This window comes from Nocardia sp. NRRL WC-3656 (assembly GCF_000720265.1).
Classification (GTDB): domain Bacteria; phylum Actinomycetota; class Actinomycetes; order Mycobacteriales; family Mycobacteriaceae; genus Nocardia; species Nocardia nova.
This window is the reverse complement of the sequence record NZ_JOJF01000016.1, coordinates 1-15328: the sequence shown is the minus strand read 5'-3', so window position 1 is coordinate 15328 and position 15328 is coordinate 1. Positions and strand designations below refer to the sequence as shown.

Annotated in this window: 16 protein-coding genes; 11 read left to right on the top strand and 5 right to left on the bottom strand. The window is 67.7% G+C overall.

The window, feature by feature from the left end:
* Positions 1–21 precede the first annotated feature (21 nt).
* The 3 genes from IG65_RS0120560 to IG65_RS0120550 all read right to left on the bottom strand — a co-directional run bounded on the left by IG65_RS0120560 (position 22) and on the right by IG65_RS0120550 (position 2043).
* Positions 22–930: a phosphatidylcholine/phosphatidylserine synthase gene (locus IG65_RS0120560; RefSeq protein ID WP_051756550.1), complete on the bottom strand. Its 909-nt coding sequence runs from the start codon at positions 928–930 to the stop codon at positions 22–24.
* The gene (locus IG65_RS0120555; RefSeq protein WP_030516570.1) at positions 927–1646 is read right to left on the bottom strand and encodes a phosphatidylserine decarboxylase; all 720 of its coding nucleotides are present in this window, start codon (positions 1644–1646) and stop codon (positions 927–929) included. The genes IG65_RS0120560 and IG65_RS0120555 overlap by 4 nt, the downstream gene beginning before the upstream one ends.
* 124 nt (positions 1647–1770) lie before the next feature.
* Entirely contained in the window at positions 1771–2043 is a 273-nt protein-coding gene (locus tag IG65_RS0120550; RefSeq protein WP_030516569.1) for a GlsB/YeaQ/YmgE family stress response membrane protein, read from the bottom strand.
* 320 nt (positions 2044–2363) lie between these two features.
* On the opposite strand from IG65_RS0120550, the gene IG65_RS0120545 reads away from it, so the two are divergent.
* On the top strand, positions 2364–3392 hold the full coding sequence (locus IG65_RS0120545; protein ID WP_030516568.1) for a beta-ketoacyl-ACP synthase III: 1029 nt from the start codon (positions 2364–2366) through the stop codon (positions 3390–3392).
* Between the two features lie 36 nt (positions 3393–3428).
* Here the strand turns inward: IG65_RS0120545 and IG65_RS0120540 are convergent, their stop codons facing one another.
* Both IG65_RS0120540 and IG65_RS0120535 read right to left on the bottom strand, forming a co-directional pair.
* Positions 3429–4118: an SIMPL domain-containing protein gene (locus IG65_RS0120540; RefSeq protein ID WP_030516567.1), complete on the bottom strand. Its 690-nt coding sequence runs from the start codon at positions 4116–4118 to the stop codon at positions 3429–3431.
* 52 nt (positions 4119–4170) lie between these two features.
* On the bottom strand, positions 4171–4620 hold the full coding sequence (locus tag IG65_RS0120535) for an SRPBCC family protein (protein WP_030516566.1): 450 nt from the start codon (positions 4618–4620) through the stop codon (positions 4171–4173).
* Between the two features lie 247 nt (positions 4621–4867).
* Between IG65_RS0120535 and IG65_RS0120530 the strand changes: the two genes are divergently transcribed.
* The 10 genes from IG65_RS0120530 to IG65_RS39685 all read left to right on the top strand — a co-directional run bounded on the left by IG65_RS0120530 (position 4868) and on the right by IG65_RS39685 (position 14801).
* On the top strand, positions 4868–5068 hold the full coding sequence (locus tag IG65_RS0120530; RefSeq protein WP_030516565.1) for a hypothetical protein: 201 nt from the start codon (positions 4868–4870) through the stop codon (positions 5066–5068).
* 64 nt (positions 5069–5132) lie between these two features.
* Positions 5133–6806, top strand: coding sequence for an FAD-dependent oxidoreductase (locus IG65_RS0120525; protein ID WP_030516564.1), 1674 nt, complete (start codon positions 5133–5135; stop codon positions 6804–6806).
* 9 nt (positions 6807–6815) lie between these two features.
* The gene (locus IG65_RS0120520) at positions 6816–8303 is read left to right on the top strand and encodes an ATP-binding protein (RefSeq protein ID WP_030516563.1); all 1488 of its coding nucleotides are present in this window, start codon (positions 6816–6818) and stop codon (positions 8301–8303) included.
* A 145-nt stretch (positions 8304–8448) separates the two neighbouring features.
* A complete protein-coding gene (locus IG65_RS0120515; RefSeq protein ID WP_030516562.1) occupies positions 8449–8880 on the top strand; it encodes a hypothetical protein in 432 nt (143 codons plus the stop codon).
* Between the two features lie 144 nt (positions 8881–9024).
* A complete protein-coding gene (locus tag IG65_RS0120510) occupies positions 9025–9930 on the top strand; it encodes an RNA polymerase sigma-70 factor (protein ID WP_051756549.1) in 906 nt (301 codons plus the stop codon).
* 82 nt (positions 9931–10012) lie between these two features.
* Positions 10013–11107: an NAD(P)/FAD-dependent oxidoreductase gene (locus IG65_RS0120505; protein WP_030516560.1), complete on the top strand. Its 1095-nt coding sequence runs from the start codon at positions 10013–10015 to the stop codon at positions 11105–11107.
* Positions 11108–11161: 54 nt separating this feature from the next.
* A complete protein-coding gene (locus IG65_RS0120500) occupies positions 11162–11947 on the top strand; it encodes a Clp protease N-terminal domain-containing protein (RefSeq protein WP_051756547.1) in 786 nt (261 codons plus the stop codon).
* A gap of 225 nt (positions 11948–12172) precedes the next feature.
* Positions 12173–12466 (top strand): hypothetical protein, encoded by a 294-nt coding sequence (locus tag IG65_RS0120495; protein WP_030516558.1) that lies wholly within the window; start codon positions 12173–12175, stop codon positions 12464–12466.
* A gap of 273 nt (positions 12467–12739) precedes the next feature.
* A complete protein-coding gene (groL, locus tag IG65_RS0120490; RefSeq protein ID WP_030516557.1) occupies positions 12740–14365 on the top strand; it encodes a chaperonin GroEL in 1626 nt (541 codons plus the stop codon).
* Positions 14322–14801, top strand: coding sequence for a DUF4189 domain-containing protein (locus tag IG65_RS39685; protein WP_304413546.1), 480 nt, complete (start codon positions 14322–14324; stop codon positions 14799–14801). The genes groL and IG65_RS39685 overlap by 44 nt, the downstream gene beginning before the upstream one ends.
* The last annotated feature ends 527 nt before the right edge of the window (positions 14802–15328 follow it).

Here is a 15328-nt window from a genome sequence, read left to right as displayed (position 1 = left end):
GTGTGGATCGAGCTCTCCCGCTCAGCGCCCGCCCGGCCTGCGCAACCGCAACCGCGCCGACGATTCGCGAATGCCCGGCGGCCGCCGCAGCCGCAGCCGGGCACCCTCGCCGATCGGCGGTATCCGTCGGGCCGCACGACGCTGCGCACGGCGTTCGGCCGGTTTGTGATGCCAGGTCTCCGGCCGCGCCGCCACCCAGCGCTGCGAGCGCCAAGCGAACGGGATGTGCACCAGATACAGCCCGATCAGCACCATCAGCAGGATCAGCGGATAGGTGACCAGGGCGGCCGCGGCCAGCGCGACCAGGACCAGCAGCAGTGCCGCCGCCTGCGGCGCGACCGACACCGACTTCATCGCCAGCGTGGGGATCGTGCTGACGGCGAGCAGCGCCGCGAACACGGTCCACGCCGCCACCACCGGGAAGTTGTTCCACCATCCCTCGCCGAACTGGCTGTGCAGCGCGATCGGCAGCAGCGCGATCAACGCCGCCGCCGGCGCGGGGACGCCGGTGAAGTATTCGCGCTCCCAGTCGGGCCGGGTGTCGTCGTCCATGATCGTGTTGAACCGGGCCAGCCGCAGCACGATGCTCACCGCGTAGATCAGCGCGATGATCCAGCCCGCGCTGTCCTGGCGCAGGAAGGTCACGTACAGCACCAGGGCCGGTGCGACGCCGAAGGAGATGGCATCGGCCAGCGAATCCAGTTCGGCGCCGATCTTGGTGGTCGCCGACAGCATCCGGGCCAGCCGGCCGTCGAGGGTGTCGAGGACGGCGGCCGCGCCGATCATCGCCAGGGCGATGTCGAGAGAGCCGTCGAGTGCGAATTTCACCGCCGACAGTCCGGCACACAGCGCCAGGATCGTCACGATGCTCGGCAGCAGGCGGATCGTGCGGCGGCGGCGACCCGGTTCGGTCACGGTGTTCTCGATCATGGCAGCAGTTCGGCCAGCACCGTTTCCGCGCCGATCGTGCGCTGTCCGGGCTCGACCAGCAGCCGGGTGCCGGCCGGGAAGTAGGTGTCGACCCGCGACCCGAACCGGATCAGACCGTAGGTCTCGCCGATGCTCAACGCGTCGCCGACCTTGGCGTCGCAGACGATGCGCCGTGCCAGCAGTCCGGCGATCTGGACGACCGTCACCAGCTGACCGGAGGCGGTCTCGAGCACCATGCTGTTGCGCTCGTTCACCGAACTGGCCTCCGGCAGATCCGCCGAGCGGAATTGACCACGCTGGTAGGCGATGGTGCGTACGGTGCCCGAAACCGGTGTGCGCTGCACGTGCACGTCGAGCACCGACAGGAAGATGCTCACCCGGGGCAGCGGGGTGTCGCCGAGGTTCAGCTCGGCCGGCGGCACCGCGGTGTCGACGAGTGCGATCTCACCGTCGGCCGGGGCGACGACGATATTCGCCCGATTCGGCGGCACCCGGTGCGGATGCCGGAAGAAGGCCGCCGAGGCCGCGGCCGCGGTCAGCCCGGTGCGGCGCAGCCAGCGACGGCGCCGCCCGCCGAGGACCGCCACCGCCAGCGGCGCGGCCACGAAGGGCAGGCCGGCGGGATGCAGCGGCGGAATCGCTGCTTTGACCAGGTCGGCGACATGACCGAGCCCGGTACGTTCGGGCGTACCGGGCGGGGTGGGGCGGCGGGCCACGGACTCCTCTTTCGTGCGCGGATGACATTCGGTCCGCAGAGCTTCCGGGACCGCGCTCACACCTTACGGGACACGGCATCACCGTGGCGTGGTCCCGATCGGGTGTACTCGCCGCCGCGTGCCGTCAGCGCGCGGCTTTGCGCCCCGTGGCCAGCCGCACCAGCCACAGCAGGATCACCGCTCCGCCCAGGCAGGTGAGGAAGCTGAAGAAAAACCCGCCGCTGTGCACGTCGACGCCGAACAGCCGCAGGATGAAACCGCCGATCAGGCCGCCGATCACCCCCACGACGATATTGAGCAGGATGCCCTGCTGGGCGTCGGTGCCCATGATCTTGCTGGCGATCCAGCCCGCCAGGCCGCCGATGATGATCCAGCCGATGATTCCGAGACCGAGCATGGTGTCCTCCAGGGAAACTCGTCGGAAATTGCCGTCGTCGCCTCGCCGCGGTTCGGTATCGGAACCAGTCTGCGAGCCGGTTCTACACGAATCGATTGTGACAATACCCACCGTGGGGATTAGCATTCCTATTAATATGAGGGGGCCTCATGTCTACGCGCACGTAGCACTCGGACTCGTCGGGTCGAACCGTCGGTTCGCGAACGACGAGCGCGTCGGCCGCTGAGGCCCGATGAAGGAATGTTCGATAGCGGGTGGCGCCCGGACCGGGGCCAATTTCCGGTTCTCCGGCCCGCCGGCAGGTACATAGGAGATGCGCGATGGCTGCTCGACTCGCCCAAGTCACCGGGGTGGAGCACACGGCGATGCTCGGGCTCGGCGTGTACCGCCCCGCCCGGGTCGTGACCAATGAGGAAGTCGCCGGACCGATCGATTCCAGCGACGAATGGATTCGCACCCGCTCGGGCATCCGGACCCGGCGGTTCGCCTCCGAATCCGAGACCATCATCGCCATGAGCGCCGCCGCGGCGCGCGATGCCATGGCCGCCGCGGGGATCACCGCCGAGCAGGTCGACTGCGTCATCGTCGCGACCTCGACCTGGCTGCTGCTCACCCCGGCGGCCGCCCCGCAGATCGCCACCGAACTCGGGATGAACAATCCGGCCGCATTCGACATCTCCGCCGGGTGCGCGGGCTTCTGCCATGCGCTGGGCGTGGCCTCGGATCTGGTCAAGGGTGGCACCGCGGGCCACGTGCTGGTGATCGGCGTCGAGCGGCTCACGGACACGTTCAACCCGGCCGACCGCGGCACCGCCTTCCTGTTCGCCGACGGCGCGGGTGCCGTGATCGTCGGCCCGTCCGACGAGCCGGGCATCGGCCCCACCGTCTGGGGTTCGGACGGCGAACAGCATCACGCGATCCGCCAGGACAAGGACTGGATGGAGTTCTTCCGCGAGATCGACGAAAAAGGCACCGACGCGGTCCGCCCGTACCTGGCGATGGAGGGCACCGCGGTCTTCCGCTGGGCCGCCCATTCGCTGAAGAAGGTCTGCCTGGACGCGATCGAGCGGGCCGGCCTGACCCCCGGCGATATCGACGCGATGGTTCCGCACCAGGCCAACGGCCGCATCATCGAGATCATGGCGCGCGAGTTGAAGCTGTCGGCCAATTGCGCACTGGCCAACGACATCGAGGAGACCGGCAACACCTCGGCCGCCTCGGTCCCGCTGGCCATGGAGGCCATGCTGCGGTCGGGCGAGAGCAAGCCCGGTGCGGCGGCGTTGCTGGTCGCCTTCGGCGCGGGCCTGTCCTACGCCGCGCAAGTGACGAAACTGCCGAACTGGCAGTAGCCGAGTCGAACTGCGCGGGCGTCCGGCGGGCGCGCGTCAGCCCATGGTCCAGGTGACCGTCACCGTGAAGGTCACCGTCTGCTGACCGGGTTCCAAAGGTACGTCCGGAGTAGCGAATTGGGCCTTGGCCTGCGGCGGCGTCGATTCCCCGCTGCTGGTCTCGTTGATGGTCTTCACGTCCTTCAACTTCAGGCCCGACAGCACCGCGTACTGGTTGGCGCGCGCCTTGGCGTCGGCGAAGGCGCCGGCCCGGGCGTCGGCCAGCAGTTTCGAATTGTCGTCGAGCGCGAACGAGACACCGCGAATGCGGGTGTCGTTCCCGCCGGCCCGGACCGCCGACGCCAATACGCTCGAGGCCTTGGGCAGATCGCGAACCACGACGTGCACGGTGTTGGTCGCGGTGTACCCGGTGACGTTGTGGTCGGGGCCGTACTGCGGCTGCACCGACACATCGGTGGTCCGGATGTCCTCGCGTGTGGCGCCCGCGTTCACCATCGCGTCGGTGATCGCCGCAGCCTTGCCGTTGGCGTTCGCGATGGCGGTGGACACGTCGGGCGCGGTCACTTCGACACCCACGTCGGCGTTCAGGGTGTCCGGCGCTCCCCGCACCTGACCGGTGCCGACCACCGTCACCTCGCGTGAGGTCCCCGAATCCGAACTGCCACAACCACTCAGCAGCACGGCGGTTCCCGCGAGTACCGCCAACACGCCCGTCATCCGTCGCATACCGGGCAAATTACGCGGTCGAACCCGCCTGTGGGGCCAAGGGCGCGCCGGATCAGCGCTCGGCCGCGGCCTTGATCTTGCCGAGGGTTTCGTTCATCCCGGCGACCAGATCGGCCTCGAACTGCTGCTCGCCGCCGAGGAGCGCGTCGATCATCAACCGCACCGGTTTGCGCACCCCGTTCGGCACGTCGCGGCGCTCGGTCACCCGCGTGCCCGCCGCGGTGGGTTCGAGGGTGTAGCTCCACACCGTGCCGTTCTCGTTCATCCGGAACGCGAAGGCCTGATCGGGCTCGTAACGCACGATGCGTGAGGTGGTCGGGTAGTACTTGCGGCCGACCTTGTTGAAATTCACCGTCCACGTGCCGGCGCGCGGCGTGCCCAGCGGAATCATCTTCAACGTGGTCGGGCTGAATTCCGGCATCCGCCCGAGATCGGAGACGACCGCCCACACCTTGTCCGGCGTGGCGGCAATGTCGATGGTGGCTTCCAGGGTGTTCGGCAACGCTGCCTCCGAGATCGTGACGGGCGTGGTTATGACGGTCGGTAACGGTAATCCTAGACGTGGCAACCGGACACGCGACCCTGTGAGGGAGACCACTTTTCCATTGAAGATCAGCTAGGTCACATTCTGATGTGATCCGTTTCGCCGGCCGTAATAAACGACGCACAATGGCGGATAGGCAACTACGGCAGGCAACGAAGCATTCGACCGGAGCACACGCTGCTACGTCCCTGTGAGGTGATCGGCCGTGAACATTCGAACCATCCTCCATCGTCGGCAGGCGGAATCGGTTCCGTTACTTCCCGATTCGGAATCCTGGCCGTCGGTGGTCGCCCCCTTCCGCAATCACGGCCGGCGATCGCGCCGCAATCTGGCCGAGCGGGAGGAAAGGCTCGAGCGGCTGCTGACGCCGAGCGAACTCGATCTCGTCGAGCACCGCCTGGTGTGATCGATGTGGTGCCCGTAGCGAACATCCTCGGCAACTCGCCGCCCGGGCGCTCATACTTTTCGATGTGACTTCACCAGCTGCCGTCAAACCGGTAATTCTCAGTGTCGACGACGACCCCGGCGTCTCCCGGGCCGTCGTGCGCGACCTGCGGCGGCGATACGGAGCCGACTATCGCATCATGCGCGCGGAATCCGGTGCCTCGGCACTCGACGTCCTGCGCGAACTCAAATTGCGCGGCCAGCCGGTCGCGGTGCTGATCGCCGATTATCGAATGCCGGGTATGGACGGCATCCAATTCCTGGAGAACGCGATCGATCTGCACCCTTATGCGCGCCGGGTGCTGCTGACCGCATATGCGGACACCAATGCCGCCATCGACGCGATCAATGTGGTCGATCTCGACCACTATCTGCTCAAACCCTGGGACCCGCCGGAAGAGAAGCTGTATCCGGTGGTCGACGCGCTGCTGGAATCGTGGCGCGGTGACGACCGCCGCCCGGTGCACGAGACGAAGGTGATCGGGCACCGCTGGTCGGCGCGCAGTTCCGAGGTGCGGGAATTCCTGGCCCGCAATCAGCTGCCGTACCGGTGGTACCTCGCCGACGATCCCGAGGGGCAACGCCTGCTCGAGGCCGCCGGCGCCGATGCCGAGCAGTGCCCCGTGGTGATCGATCCGAGCGGCAATGTGCTGCTGTCCCCGTCGGACAGCGAACTCGCCGGCTGCGTCGGCCTGAGCACGAATCCGAGTGGTGAGTTCTACGACCTGATCGTGGTCGGTGGCGGCCCCGCCGGACTCGGCGCGGCCGTGTACGGCGCCTCCGAGGGGCTGCGCACCGTCCTGGTCGAGCGGACCGCTACCGGCGGGCAGGCCGGGCAGAGCTCCCGGATCGAAAATTATCTGGGCTTCCCGGACGGGCTTTCGGGCGCCCAGCTGGCCGATCGGGCGCGGCGCCAGGCGGTGAAATTCGGCGCCGAACTCATCACCGCCCGCGAGGTGGTCGGGTTGGAGGCGTGCGGTTCCGCGCGGCGGGTGCTCTTCTCCGACGGCTCCTGCGTCAGCGCCCACTCGGTGCTCATCGCCACCGGCGTCAACTACCGACACCACCCCGCGCCCGGCGTCGACGATTTCACCGGTCGCGGCGTCTACTACGGCTCGGCGATGACCGAGGCGGCCGACTGCGCCGAACGCGAGGTCTACATCGTCGGCGGGGCGAATTCGGCCGGCCAGGCCGCGGTCTTCCTGTCCCGGCACGCCTGCACGGTGCACATCCTGGTGCGCGGCAGTTCGCTGGACCAGTCGATGTCGCACTATCTGATCCAGCAGATCGAGGCCGTGCCGAATATCAAGGTGCACACCAACACCGAGGTGGTCGCCGCCGACGGTAGCGATCACCTGGAACGAATCGTGTTGCGCAACAACGCGACCGGTGCCGAGGACAAGGTCGACGCCGAACGACTGTTCCTGTTCATCGGCGCGGCGCCCGAAACGGACTGGCTGGACGGACTCGTCGTCCGCGACGAATTCGGCTATGTCCTGGCCGGACCGGATCTGATGGTCGACGGTTCCCGGCCGCCGGGTTGGGAACTGCCCCGCCCGCCCCATCATCTCGAAACCAGCATCCCGGGCGTCTTCGTCGCCGGCGATGTGCGCTCCGAATCGGCGAAGCGGGTCGCGTCCGCGGTCGGCGAGGGTGCGATGGCGGTCATGCTGGTCCACCGATACCTCGCGAAACAATAGGAGGCGCACGTGAGCGACGACAACCGCACGGTCACCGGCTCCCGGACTCTGTGCGATCCCGCGGAATTGCGCACCCTGTTCCTGTTCGAGAAGCTCGACGACGAGCAGCTGGCCTGGCTCTGCCGGGAGGGCCGGGTCGAATACTTCGTGCCGGGCCCGGTCTACCGCGAGGGCGAGCCCGCGACCTGCTTCTACGTCCTGATGGACGGCGAGGTCGTGCTGTCGAAACTGTCGGCCGGCGAGGATCTCGAACTCGTCCGCACCGACCACCGCGGCTCCTACGCCGGCGCGTGGACCGCGTATATGGGTGAGCGGGCCGACCAGAACTACACCGGCTCGCTGACGGTGACGAAACCGTCGAAGTTCTTCGTCCTGGACGCGGACACCTTCGCGCGGATGATGCAGGAATGGTTCCCGATGGCCCTGCATCTGCTGGAGGGCGTGTTCTTCGGCAACCGCAATACCAACGAGATCATCGGCCGGCGGGAACGCCTGCTGGCGCTGGGCTCGCTGTCGGCCGGTCTCACCCACGAGCTGAACAATCCCGCGGCGGCCGCGGTGCGGGCCACCTCCTCGCTGCGGGATCGGGTCGCCGGTATGCGGCACAAGCTGAAGATGATGGCGCACGGCAAGTTCGACTCCGCCGCACTCGAGGCGCTGGTGCAGCTCCAGGAGGAGGCCGCCACCCAGGTGGCCAAGGCGCCGACTCTCACCGCGATGGAGGCCGCCGACCGCGAGGACGAACTCGGTGACTGGCTCGCCGATCACGGCATCGCCAACGGCTGGGATCTGGCCCCGAACTTCGTTCAGGCCGGCTTCGACATCGACTGGCTGGAGAAGGTCGCGGGCACTCTCGAACACTGCGACGACGGAGTGTTCGAGGGTGCGATCCGCTGGCTGAACTACACCGTCGAAACCGAATTGCTGATGAACGAGATCACCGACTCGACCGGGCGCATCTCCTCGCTCGTCCATGCGGCCAAGCAGTATTCGCAGATGGACCGGGCTCCGTTCCAGGTGGTCGACATCCACGAACTGCTCGACAGCACGCTGGTGATGCTGGCCCGCAAGATCGGCGACGACATCTCCGTGGTCAAGGAATACGACCGCGCATTGCCCGAGGTCCCTTGCTATGCAGCGGAATTGAACCAGGTGTGGACCAACCTCATCGACAACGCGGTGGCGGCGATGAACGGGTCGGGCACGCTGACGGTTCGTACCTATCGGGAAAACGACTGTGCCGCAGTGGAGATCGGCGATACCGGGCCGGGAGTGCCGGAGGCGTTGCGGGACAGGATCTTCGAGCCCTTCTTCACCACGAAGCCGGTCGGTGAGGGCACCGGACTCGGCCTCGACATCTCGTTCCGCATCGTGGTGAACAAACACGGCGGCGATATCCGGGTGGAGTCCACGCCGGGTGACACCCGATTCATCGTGCGGTTGCCGCTGGAGGCGGCCTCCGGACGTGGTTCGGACGCCGCCGGGGCCGAATCGTAAGGGCGGCAATTCGATCCGGTCCCCGCCGCGAGGCCGGGGTTTTCAACGGCCGATGTGGCCGGTACGCTGCGAGCCGCGCCGGAGGCATCCGGCGCGCGCCGGAGGAGATTCGGCGTTGCCGGACCACTCGGGGGTTACGCACGAGATGAAACGACTGACCGTGACGGCCGTCGCGCTGGGCGCACTGACCATCGGCCTCACCGGCTGCGGCGGCGACGACCATTCGTCCGCCGACGCCAACGGCCTGCGCAGAAACGGCTCGGCCGTCGCGACCTCGGCCCCGGCCCCCGCCTCGTCCACCGCCCCCGCACCGGCGGCGCCCACCGAGGCGCCCGGCACCACCGCGCATCCGGAGAATTCGGGACTGGGCCCGGCCTCGCAGACCACCTGCGGCGAGTTCCGCAAACTCGATATCGAGGGTGAAAAGTCCCTGATGGACCGCATTTTGGCGGAGAACCCCGGCTCGAAGTTCGACGGCAGCCCGAATGTGGCGCTGGGGACCGCGAAACTGGTGTGCCTGTCCAAGAGTGAGGCCGACAAGCCCGTCGCGGTCGCCATCGGGATGGTCACGGAATAGCTCCGGGCCCGGCGTCTGCTGGGCCGGGCGCCGCCGACCAGCGAGCCCCGGCCGCCCCACATCACCTGGTCGAAACGCGACCCGGTGGCTTACGGCGAGTAGTCTCGCCCTCGATCACCGGGCCGGCACTGGAGGGCGGAGCGGATGGACGATACGGGTCTGGCCGAATTCCAACGCCATCGTTCCCGCCTGTTCGCACTCGCCTATCGCATGCTCGGCTCGGCGAGCGAGGCCGAAGACGCCGTCCAGGAGACCTATCTGCGCTGGGAGGCCACCGAGCGCGCCGACATTCGGTCCGCCGAGGCCTGGCTGACCACGGTCGTGGTGAATCTGTGCCGGAGCTGGCTGGAGTCGGCGCGCACACGCCGCGAAACCTATGTCGGCCCCTGGCTGCCGGAACCGGTGCCGACCGGCGGGGGCGAGCTCGGTCCGATGGAATCCGCGGAGCAGCGCGAACTCGTCTCGCTGGCGATGCTGACGCTGCTGGAACGGTTGTCGCCCGCCGAACGCGCCGTTTTCGTGCTGCGCGAGGCCTTCGGTTACGCCCATCGCGAGATCGCCGACATGCTCGAGCTGTCGGAGGCGAATTCGCAGCAGCTCTACCGCCGTGCCCGCATGCACGTCCGCAGCGAACACACCCGGTTCGACGCCGAACCCGCCCGCGCCCGGGAATTGTTCCAGCGTTTCCTCGTGGCCGCCCGGGCCGGCGATATCGCTGCGCTGGAACAGATGTTCACCGCCGATATCGTCTCGGTCGCCGACGGCGGCGGCAAGATGAGCGCGGCCCGCCGGCCCGTGGTCGGTGCGGCCCGGGTGGCGCGCTATCTGGCCGGGCTGTTCCACCGCGAGGTCGATGACCTCGAACTGAGCATCGAGGAGGTCAACGGCTCACCGGCCGCCGTGGCCCGGGTCCACGGTGACCTGCTGTTGATCGGCGCGGCCGACGTGGACGGTGAGCGGATCTCGGCGATCCGGATCCTGGTGAATCCCGACAAACTCGCGTACTTCGGTCGCTTCCCGGCGCCGGCGGAGGCCGATCGCCTCGGGTAGTGATGCGGAACACAGCAGCTCGTTGTCAGGGATCGGCAAGCTGTCCGGTCTGAAGGGTGTCGGCCTCGAAAAGGAGTCACCCATGAATGCACATCACACCGCATCCCACCGAATCCTCGTGCTGGGCGCCGGCTACGCCGGCCTGGCCGCGGCGGGCAGACTCTGCAAATCCCGCGGCGCGCAGATCACGGTCGTGGACAGTCGTGCGGAAATGGTCGAGCGGGTGCGGCTGCATCAGCTCGCCGCCGGGCAGACGATCGCGCGCCGGGATCTGCGGACCATGCTGGAACGCAGGGGCGCCCATTTCGTCCGTGGCCGGGTTACCGCGATAGATACTGCGGCACAAGAGGTTTCGATGTCCGATGGTTCGGTGCTGGGTTACGACACGCTGGTGTACACCCTCGGCAGCGCCGCGGATACCGACAGCGTTGCGGGCGTGCGGGATCACGCCCATCCGATCGCGACACTCGAGAACATCGCCGCGCTGCCACCACTGCGTGGTCGTGTCGCGGTGGTCGGCGGCGGTGCGACCGGCATCGAGACCGCGGCCGAACTCGCCGAATCACATCCGGAACTGTCGGTGGCGCTGGTGAGTTCGGAGCAGCCGGGCTATTGGCTCTCCGATCGCGCGCAGCGGCATATCGCCGCCACCCTGGAGCGACTCGGCGTCGAGGTGCACGCGGGCGCCAAGGTCGTCGAGGTCGCGGCGGACGGCGTGCGGCTCGCCGACGGTGGCCACATCGACGCCGAAACGGTGTTGTGGACAACGGGTTTCACCACCAGCGACCTCGCCGCCCGCGCCGGGCTGGCGGTCGATGCGCGCGGTCGCGTCCTGGTGGATGCCACGCTGCGCACCTCCGACCCGCATATCTACGCCGCAGGCGATTGCGCCGCGATCACCGGACCGGGCGGTCGCGAACTGCGGATGGCCTGTGCGACGGCGCTGCCGACCGGATCCCATGCCGCGCGGTCGGCGCTCGCGCGGATGCGCGGCGCGGAGCCGGACGATCTGCGTTTCCGCTACGTCCTGCAGTGCATCAGTCTCGGGCGGCGGGACGCGGTCGTGCAGTTCGTCCGCGCCGACGACGCCCCGACGGCGCGTGCCCTGACCGGTCGTCCGGCCGCGGTGGTGAAGGAGATGATCGTGCGCGGCGCGGCGATGCAGGCGCGTCCCTGAATTGACGTCAACCAATGGTTGACTGACATGTGGCAGTCAACCTAGCGTTGACGTATGACCGAACGTATCCGCCTCGACGATCTGATCGAAGGCATCAAACGCGCCCGGCCCGACGACGTCCTGGAGCAACTGTCCGACGCCATCGTGGTCGCCGAACATATGAGCGAGGTGGCCGATCATCTGATCGGCCACTTCGTCGACCAGGCTCGCCGCTCGGGCGCCTCCTGGACCGATATCGGCCAGAGCATGGGCGTCTCCAAACAAGCCGCGCAGAAGCGTTTCGTGCCGAAACCGGGTGATCCCGCGATGGATCCGAATGCCGGGTTCGCGCGCTTCACACCCCGGGCACGCAATGTGGTGATGGCGTCCATGGAGGAGGCTCGGCGCGCGGGCAACGCGGAAATCCAACCCGAACATCTGGTGCTCGGACTGCTCAGTGAGCCGGGCGCGCTGGCCGCACACGCCATCGTCGCCAAGGGAGTCTCGCTGGACGCGGTGCGCCGGGTGGCGACAGCGGCGCTGCCGACGGCGGTGGACGAGGTTCCCGCCCTCATCCCGTACACCGCGAGTGCCCGCAAGACTCTGGAGTTGACCTTCCGCGAGGCGCTTCGGCTCGGCCACAACTACATCGGCACCGAACACCTGCTACTCGCGTTGCTCGAGCAGGAGGACGGCAGCGGCGTGTTGTCGGGACTCGGCTTGACCAAGACGGATATCGAACGCGATCTCGTCGCCCAGCTCGCTCAGTTCATGCCGCCGAATCCGGTGGATGCACCCCAGCCGCCGGCTCCGCCCGCGCCACCCGCTCCGCCGCAGCCGCCGGCCGCGCCGAGTGCCTGATCGATGCTCGCCGGCGTCCCGATTCGGCACGCCGGCCGTCGTCGCGATATCCGGCCCGGCGCGACTCGCCGCGTCGCGGCGGGTTCCGCGGCCCGGAATGCGCCCCCGAATCCGCCCAGGCCGTGCCCGATTCCGCGGTGGCCACGCCGTACCCGCTCACTCGCCGATACGGCTGTGCAGTTGTGGGGCTGATGAGGTGTTCGGTGGTCCGGATACGATATTGCTATGGCGGATGGATCGGATTCCGACCTGATCGCGGGGGAACTACGCGCAGACCTGCTGCGCGCGCTGTCCTATGTCGAGACCGAGGACGGCCCGGACGGCAGCTACATCGTCAACGGCGATCTGCCGCCCGAAGTGGCGCCCCCGTTCATCCGGGCGATTATGCGAATCGAGGCGGAACTGCTGCTTCACGACGCCGAGCAGGTGACCGTGGAGCGCGGCGAACCGCGCAGTCCGGAGGAGCGCCGCACCGACGCCTTCGTCGCCCTGGCGCTGCGGGTCACCGACGATACGTGAGCGTGCCCGCCCGGATATCGCACCGTGCAGCCGATATCGCCGATTGCGAACGGTGCGGCCATCGGGTCCGTAACCTTGCACTCGGTACCGTCGAGTGCTAGAAAGGTCCTGGCACTCTCGACCAGTGAGTGCTAGGTCGGGCAGGTGAGACCGGGTTCCCAGACACCCTCGGTCGTCCGTCGCGGGCACCGTACCTGGCCAGCGTAATGGGGCGATCCAACCTGCGGTCGCTCTGTGTGTCAGCCCCATATACATGTGGAGGATCTCAACGCAATGGCCAAGACAATTGCGTACGACGAAGAGGCCCGTCGCGGTCTCGAGCGGGGTCTGAACGCCCTCGCCGACGCGGTCAAGGTGACGCTGGGCCCCAAGGGTCGCAACGTTGTCCTGGAGAAGAAGTGGGGCGCCCCCACGATCACCAACGATGGTGTGTCCATCGCCAAGGAGATCGAGCTGGAGGACCCCTACGAGAAGATCGGCGCCGAGCTGGTCAAAGAGGTCGCCAAGAAGACCGACGATGTCGCCGGTGACGGCACCACCACCGCTACCGTGCTCGCTCAGGCGCTCGTACGCGAGGGTCTGCGCAACGTCGCGGCCGGTGCGAACCCGCTGGGTCTGAAGCGCGGCATCGAGAAGGCCGTCGAGGCCGTCACCGCCAAGCTGCTCGACACCGCCAAGGAGGTCGAGACCAAGGAGCAGATCGCTGCCACCGCGGCCATCTCCGCCGGCGACGCGTCCATCGGTGAACTGATCGCCGAGGCCATGGACAAGGTCGGCAAGGAAGGCGTCATCACCGTCGAGGAGAGCAACACCTTCGGCCTCCAGCTGGAGCTGACCGAGGGTATGCGCTTCGACAAGGGCTACATCTCGGGCTACTTCGTCACCGACGCCGAGCGTCAGGAAGCGGTCCTCGAGGACCCCTACATCCTGCTGGTCGGTTCCAAGGTCTCGACCGTCAAGGACCTGCTGCCGCTGCTGGAGAAGGTCATCCAGGCCGGTAAGCCGCTGCTGATCATTGCCGAGGACGTCGAGGGCGAGGCCCTGTCGACCCTGGTCGTGAACAAGATCCGCGGCACCTTCAAGTCCGTCGCCGTCAAGGCCCCGGGCTTCGGCGACCGCCGCAAGGCGCAGCTGGCCGACATCGCCATCCTCACCGGTGGCGAGGTCATCAGCGAAGAGGTCGGCCTGAACCTGGAGACCGCCACCGTCGATCTGCTGGGCACCGCCCGCAAGGTCGTGGTGACCAAGGACGAGACCACCATCGTCGACGGTGCCGGTGATGCCGAGGCCATCGCGGGTCGCGTCGCCCAGATCCGCACCGAGATCGAGAACTCGGATTCGGACTACGACCGCGAGAAGCTGCAGGAGCGCCTGGCCAAGCTGGCCGGCGGTGTTGCGGTGATCAAGGCCGGCGCCGCTACCGAGGTGGAGCTCAAGGAGCGCAAGCACCGCATCGAGGACGCGGTGCGCAACGCCAAGGCCGCCGTCGAAGAGGGCATCGTCCCCGGTGGTGGTGTGGCGCTGCTGCAGGCCGGCCCGGCGCTGGACGACCTGAAGCTGACCGGTGACGAGGCCACCGGCGCGAACATCGTGAAGGTGGCGCTGGCCGCGCCGCTGAAGCAGATCGCCTTCAACGCCGGCCTCGAGCCCGGCGTGGTCGCCGAGAAGGTCGCCAACCTGCCGACCGGCCAGGGCCTCAACGCCGACTCCGGCGAGTACGAGGACCTGCTGGCCGCCGGTGTCGCCGACCCGGTCAAGGTCACCCGTTCGGCGCTGCAGAACGCCGCGTCGATCGCCGCGCTGTTCCTCACCACCGAGGCCGTCGTGGCCGACAAGCCGGAGAAGGCCGCCGCTCCTGTCGGCGACCCGACCGGCGGCATGGGCGGCATGGACTTCTGAGTCCTGCCTTCCATCAACACCTTTCGAACCGGTAGCCGGTCCGCCTTCGGGCGGGCCGGCTACCGGCGTTTCGGCGGTCGAACGTCTGCGTCGACTGGACGGCCACCTGTACGGCGCGTTCGCCATCTCCTACGAAATGGACGACGGCTCGCACATCGGAAGTGTCGTCAACGCGCCCGATCAGGACACGGCCGACCGGGATGCGGTGGACGTGTGCGGGTCGAAGGGGGCGCCCGGCTGCGCGACCATCCTTCGCTTCGTCGACGGATGCGGGGCGGTCGCCAGGCGTGACGACGTTCATGCCGTCGGAACCGGTGCCACCCTGCAGGAGGCCGAGCGCAACGCGATCGCGGCGCTGGGCCCGGATCGCCCGCCGAACCTGAGTTCGGACGGTTCGGGTCCCGCTGTCATCAGCGCGTCGCGCTGCAACGGCTGACTCGCAGCCGAAATCGTCGCGTATCCCCGAGACGCGTATCCCGAATAGCGATCGGACGCCGGTCCCGCACCCACCGCGGGCCGGCTTCCGGCATTTCGGGGCGAGCTTCGGCCGACGGTCGGAATTCTCGCCGGCGCCGATGTTGTGAATGGTGTTGCGAGCGCATCCGATGTGCGTCGTTAGGCCGGATGACCAGGCGATTTGACTTCGAATGCGGTTGGCACGTAACTTATTCCAGGTCAGAGCGACACGGACACCGACCCGGAGCCGAGAGGCCCGGGACAACGAGGTCGGACGAGGAGCGCCTGACAATCACACTGGTTCGGTAAGAGGGACCCCGATTTGGTCGGGAACTTCTGGCTGAGCTAAGCTGTAAAAGTTGCCCAACCGATCGACCGGGAAGAATCCCGCGAGATTGCTGGTGCGTGTGTTCTTTGAGAACTCAATAGTGTGTCGATGAATGTCAGTGCCAAATATTTATTTTGGTTCCGTTCATCCTCCCCCCGTGAGGGTGACGGACATTTTTG